The sequence below is a fragment of the Catonella sp. genome (genome assembly GCF_052169795.1).
In the GTDB taxonomy this organism is placed as follows: Bacteria; Bacillota; Clostridia; order Lachnospirales; family Lachnospiraceae; genus Catonella.
The window spans coordinates 1-4,856 of sequence record NZ_JBQNBU010000123.1; the positions used below are offsets into that span (position 1 = coordinate 1).

Below are 4,856 nucleotides of genomic sequence, written 5' to 3' on the forward strand. Positions count from 1 at the left end.
ACACCATCCCTGCTAAAATCAATCTTGTCCATTGACAAAACATATTTAGGGAAATTATCTTCTATTAAATTATAAATACCAAACTCTCTTTCTCTTGTATCTTCATTTTCCATAAGATAAGAAATCTGATAATAGCACAAGGTCCCATCCTTTTCCGCTATAAAATCAATTTCTTTGTCCTTTACCTTCCCTATTTTTAAATTATATCCCCTTGAAATCAGTTCTATACAAACGATATTTTCAAGTGTTCTTTCTATATCTTTAGTATTTGAAAAGCCTTTTGCCTGCCTAAAGCCATGGTCTGTAAGATAATATTTTTCATCTACACTAAGTATCTTTTTACCTACCGTATCATATCTTGAAACTTTCTTTATAATAAATGCATTTCTGCAATATTCCAAATAGTTAAGTATGGTATCAACAGAAATTTTTCTGTCTTCACTTTTAAGATATTTTTTTATGCTGTTAGCCGAAAATGTATTGCCTATATTTTCCAAAATATAAGTGAGTATTCTCTCAAATAAGTCCACATCTCTTACATTGTTATAGCGTAAAACATCTTTAATCAATACAGTATTATAAACATCACTCAGATACTTTAAACTAGGTATTTCATCAAGATTAAAATATTTTAAAAACGGCATACCTCCAACTTTTATGTAATTATTAAAATATTCTTCATTTGATAGTTCCAAACCTTCAAATGCTTCTATAAATTCATTAAAGGTAAATGGCTGTATTTCAAATTCAACATATCTCCCTGCAAGTAAAGTTGCTAAATCACCTGAAATAAGAGTAGAATTAGAACCGGTTATATATATATCATAATTTTCATCCAGTCTTAGCCCATTAACAACCTTCTCCCAATCATTCACAAGCTGTATCTCATCAAAAAAAATATATTGCTTTTCATTTTTTTTAAGTAACGGTTTTATATATTCCAGCAATTTTCCTGCTTCATTTATCCCAAATAGTTCTATATTTTCAAAATTTAAATATATCTTATTTTCTTCAGGAATATTGCTTAAAATTTCATTTCTAACGATAGTTAAAAGTGTTGATTTCCCAACTCTCCTCATACCTGTCAACACTTTAATTACAGGTTTATCAATAAACTGTTTCAATTTGTCAATATACCTTATTCTATTTACATAGTTTTTATTCTCCATCTGAGCCACCTCCTTTTATCTATTATAATCGATAAAACCCTAAAAATCAAACCAAGTTTCTATTATAGTCGATAAATTTTAGTATTATGATATCATTTCGATTATAGTCGATAAAATTCAGCATTAAAAATAATGTATTTTATTCGATATTCATTAAATAAAAACTCCCCAATCCTGTCCTCTTATTCCATCAGACAAAATCAGGGATTACATACTGTTATTAAGAAAATCATCTTATTGTTTCATTTATCTTATCAAAAACAAGTTGGTCTTCTAAGATATTAAAACTAACTTTATCTCTACTATGCTCTTTAGCTGTCTCACCTAGCTTTTTAATAATATCTTCCTTATCTACTTTCGATAAATCGCTAAACTCCGGATTACTCCAAATCTTTCCGGCTGCAAGCATAAAGCCTCTTACCGCATTATCCCTTTCAGCCACTGTAATTTTATCTTTTTCTTTTATCTTGTATGAAAATGAATAACTGCAATCGTAGCTTTCATATCTTCCATCTCCTACTTTTGTAGCTTCACTAAAGCCTATACTGATAACCGGCAGCTCTTCCTTCCCTTTTGTATATAATGCCTTGAATTTTTTTGCATTTTCAAGTCCTGAGAAATTTATGGTTGTTGTGACAAACTCCCTTTCTTCATCTGTCAGATTTACCGCAAAATTTTCATAATTTATGTCATCATTTATCCTGTCCATACGCATTCTATCATCATCTGCGGAAGCCCATTTTGCCAATCTTTTATTAAAGTCCTCCAACTTCATATTCTTGTAATCAGGCTTTTTCAGAGCGTTAAATAATGAGTCATAATCTTCCTTAGTTGCAGACTTAAAGCTTCTAGTTTCAGCTTTGCCATCTACTTTCTCTACAGCAATTTCATCACTTTCTAACTCATTATTTTTTTCACTTACCATTTCCGAAACTTCTTCTATTTCCGAAATACCTTCTAAGGTTATTATTAAATTATCATTGCTTAATTTTTCTGAAATTTTAATTAACCCTGTTCTAAATTTTTCACTCACCTCTTTAGCATTTTTCACTTCTTTTTTAGTCAGATTGTTTTTTAATAAATTTACACCTGAATCAATGCTTTCTATGGCATTCATATATTCTCCTACCTTAAGCTTTTCAGGGTTTAATATTTCAACATTAAGTGCATACTCTACCTGATATAGATTATTATTTATTTCAATATTTCCACTAATTATTCCATATTTCCAGTTTCTTGCAAGGATAGGTGAAAGTACATAATTAAAGAACCGTGCTTTCTCATCTATATTTCTTTTTTCATAGAATTCTTTATTATTTGCAATCTTATCCAAGGCTTCTGCATATTCTTCACTGTCAACAGCCTTAAGCACCTTATCCGAATATGCTGCAACAGACATTTTTTCATAATCCTTAAATTTTAAATCATCAATTTTCTTATAATCTATTCCTGAAATACTTTCATTCTCCTTTTCTTTTGCAGAAGTCATAAATACAGCAGTAGTTCCTGTTACAAATATCACTGCAAACAATATCATAAATAATGAAATCTTCTTTATCTTCATAACCGATATTATCCTTTCTTTAACTGCATTATCACTAAAGTTACTGCAAAGCGGCATAAACTTGCCCTTCTTTGCCTCCATATCAATAAGTGCATACGCGTATGCTTCCTTGCTTTTTTCACCAAAGATTCTCACAACAGCTTCATCACAGGATAATTCTATGTCACGGTTAAACAGCATAAACATAACCCATACTGTCGGATTGAACCAATGAACACAAAGTGCCGCTATAAGAAACATTTTGGTTATAATATCAAATCTTTTTATATGCACATATTCATGTGTTAAAATGTAACTTAAAAGTCCGGTATCTCTCAAATCAAGATTTTTGGGAAGGAGTATCACAGGCCTAAAAATCCCATAACTTAGCGGTGTAGAAATCCTATCAGAATATCTTATGGAAATTTTCCTTTTCAGCTTATGTTTAACAAGCCAATCTTTAATAAAGGCATTGTTTATTGGCAAAGAAGTTCTAAACTCCCTCATATTTCTAATGTATAGAAAAAGGAAAATTATAATTCCTACTATCATACCCACAAATCTTATTGCTTCATTTGGTGGAAAAATTGTTTTTTCAAAGTCTTCAGCCCTATTATACTTTATATAATTATATGGCTTATTCGTATTACTTTCTTTTATAACAGTTTCTTTTATATTTTTTGAAAACACTGAGTTTTTTACTTTTTCAGATGTATTATTATCTGCTATATAACTTTCCCCGGCAGAATTTATACTTGGAAACCAAGAATATATACTAAAGGATGAAGGTATTGAAAATGGTAGTAAAAGCCTTATCAGCACCAAAGTCCATAGTATTGTAAAGGTCTTTTTAGGTAATTTGTGCAAAAACAATGCTCTTATTACTATGATAGCAACTATAAGCACAGCCCCTGACAAACTCATTTGTAAAAGGTTCATACTTCACCTCATTTCAGCTTATTAACCAGCTCTTTTAAGTTTTTTCTTTCATCTTTCGAAAGTTTCTTTCCACCTATTAGAGCTGCAAACATTTTGTCCACTGCTCCGTCAAATATCTTATCAAGCAGTTCTCCTGCTTCTGCTACCTGTACTTCTTCCCTTGCTATAAGGGCATGGCACATAAAGTTAGGCTCCGAACGCTCTATAGCACCTTTTTTTATACACCTTTTTATTAAAGTATAGGTAGTGTTCATATTCCAGCCTGTCTCTTCTTTTAACACATCTGAAATATGTTTGGCTGTAGTATCACCTTCTTTCCATAATACATTCATTATCTTTAATTCCGAATCAAATAATTTAACATCCATCATTATTACCTCCATTTACAAGACTACAGTAGTTTGTATTTTTACACTACCACAGTCTTGTGAATTTGTCAACACTACTATAGTAGTTTTATTTTTTTACGGATTTGAACTTACCAATAACTATATGGAGAGATTTTATTTAATAAGAAATTTCTTATAAATTAAAAAATGAGCCTTCAGCTATAATTATAGCCAAAAGCTCTTATCTGTTATAGATTAATTTTTTACTTTGGTTCTCCCACTGCCAAAAACACTTCATATTCTATATCGTCTTTTTTCCCATGTCTAATTATTTCGTAGTTAGTCAGTTTCCAACCTGTATTCTCAAAATAAGTATGTATTTCTTCCTTTGAAAACCCATCATGTCCATCAAAATTTGGAAAATCCTTATGAAATTCTGCCGGAATTGTACAGAAGTCTATAAGATATAGTTTTCCTCCTGTTGCAACAACTTCTTTTAAAAGCTTTAATTCACCTGCTACATCAACAATATGATGAAAAGCTTTATGACTATATATGAGATTATATTTTTCAGTTGTATTCTCAAGAAAGCTTTCATCATAAACAAAAATATTATTTGCTGAAAATTTTTCTTTATTTCTTAAACACTCTTCTCTCATACCCTCTGAACTGTCTACACAGTCTATTTTATTAAAATGTTTTGAAAGAAGCATAGCCAACATACCATCGCCTGCACCTATCTCAAGTGCCTTCATATCGGAGATACTGCTTTCTTCAAAACCATCCAAAATAATCTCTTTAATATGTTCGTTTGTACTCTGTCTCTGTGGTGTATTCCACTTGTCTGCTACTGTATCAAAATAATTCTCTTTCATA

General features: G+C 30.6%; 4 protein-coding genes. All 4 read right to left on the reverse strand.

The features are described 5' to 3' along the window. Window positions 1-1,169: ATP-binding protein (locus tag ACTTKP_RS11165; protein WP_442553980.1), on the reverse strand; the 1,169-nt coding region annotated here is incomplete at its 3' end. Window positions 1,170-1,398: 229 nt separating this feature from the next. After that, entirely contained in the window at window positions 1,399-3,651 is a 2,253-nt protein-coding gene (locus ACTTKP_RS11170; RefSeq protein WP_442553981.1) for a M56 family metallopeptidase, read from the reverse strand. Window positions 3,652-3,659: 8 nt separating this feature from the next. Next, complete coding sequence (locus ACTTKP_RS11175) at window positions 3,660-4,019, reverse strand: BlaI/MecI/CopY family transcriptional regulator (RefSeq protein ID WP_442553983.1); 360 nt, start codon at window positions 4,017-4,019, stop codon at window positions 3,660-3,662. Window positions 4,020-4,243: 224 nt separating this feature from the next. Beyond that, a partial coding sequence (locus ACTTKP_RS11180; RefSeq protein ID WP_442553982.1) for a class I SAM-dependent DNA methyltransferase occupies window positions 4,244-4,856 on the reverse strand: 613 nt, incomplete at its 5' end.

What these genes read in the sequence shown, in the direction of transcription:
- ACTTKP_RS11170 (WP_442553981.1), bottom strand. Translation starts at nt 3,651, where the DNA reads ATGAACCTTTTACAAATGAGTTTGTCAGGGGCTGTGCTTATAGTTGCT.
- ACTTKP_RS11175 (WP_442553983.1), bottom strand. Translation starts at nt 4,019, where the DNA reads ATGGATGTTAAATTATTTGATTCGGAATTAAAGATAATGAATGTATTA.